Here is a 1,167-nt window from a genome sequence, read left to right as displayed (position 1 = left end):
GCTTCTCCATACGTTTGAAACTCGGAACGAGCTAAACACTCGTCCTGTAGCAATCTATGAAAAGATTCAATATGAGCATTCATATTCGGTGTTTTAGGGGGAATACGCTCATGCTCCACACCAAAGCGTTCACAGGCTTCTTGAAAGGCATGGGAAATAAACTGTGGACCGTTATCTGTGCGGATGACAGGCTTCACATCTACATCAAATAATTGTCGTTTTAACAGAGCGCTTTGAATCGTACGAACAACATCTTTGGCTTCGCAGGTAAGCCCTATATGATACGAGATTATCGATCGGTCATACACATCAATGCACGATTGAATAAAGAAAAACCGTTCTTCTCCCGCAATAAATCCATACTTAATATCCGTCTCAAACAATTGATTCGAGTCGGTAATCGTTCGGTTTCGTGCAAGCTTTCGTGGATAAATCACACGCTTTTGACGTTGTGGTCGTAGAATGCCTAGCTGTTTACATAGGCGATATACTTTCTTTTTATTGATTACGATTTGATAGTCTTTACGTAAACAAACCGTTAATTTTCGGTAGCCATAGGCGTAACCGTCGCCTGAAATAAGCTCTATGAGCCATTCCTGAATTTGTTCATCTGATACTTTGGTTCCATTTATTTTGTAGGAATACCCAGGTGCTTGACGCCCCTCACTAACTGTTTTCTCGATGACTCTGCCATACTTATGGTAATAGTAAGTCGAGCGTGGGATTTTTACCAAACGTAGCACAAGCGTTATGGCGTACCCCTGCTGAATGTAGTGATCTGCTACTTCAACTTTGTCAGCAAATGAGGGTTTTTCTTTTTTATGAGATCTCGTAGGATAGCAATTTCTAGAGCTTGTTCACCTAGAAGTTTTTTTAACTGATCGTTTTCTTGAGACAATACTTTGGTTTCAAGGGAGGAAATCCCCTCAAGAGATACATCCCCAAACTTCCCAGCTTCATATTCTTTTGTCCAGCGATGAAGCATATTCGGGGCAATCTCATATCGTCTAGCTACAGCAGCTTTATTTCCTGTTTCGAGAGCTTCTTTTACCACTTGTAATTTAAAGTCTTTTGAATGTCTGATTCGTTTCATTTCATCATCCCCTGTCACTAGTAGTGTAAATCATATACACTCTTAGTGTCCAAGTTCTCTAGGGGGCTATAGAG

At 40.7% G+C, this 1,167-nt stretch carries 2 protein-coding genes; both read right to left on the bottom strand.

What is annotated here, in order from left to right:
* Positions 1-743 (bottom strand): DDE-type integrase/transposase/recombinase (locus C7R92_RS31615; protein ID WP_146147647.1); only part of this gene is annotated, 743 nt, incomplete at its 3' end.
* A 38-nt stretch (positions 744-781) separates the two neighbouring features.
* Positions 782-1,093, bottom strand: a complete 312-nt coding sequence (locus C7R92_RS31610; protein ID WP_106836871.1) for a transposase — start codon at positions 1,091-1,093, stop codon at positions 782-784.
* Positions 1,094-1,167 lie beyond the last annotated feature (74 nt).

Source organism: Brevibacillus porteri (assembly GCF_003013475.1).
Taxonomy (GTDB): domain Bacteria; phylum Bacillota; class Bacilli; order Brevibacillales; family Brevibacillaceae; genus Brevibacillus; species Brevibacillus porteri.
This window is presented reverse-complemented; position numbering and strand designations above follow the sequence as displayed.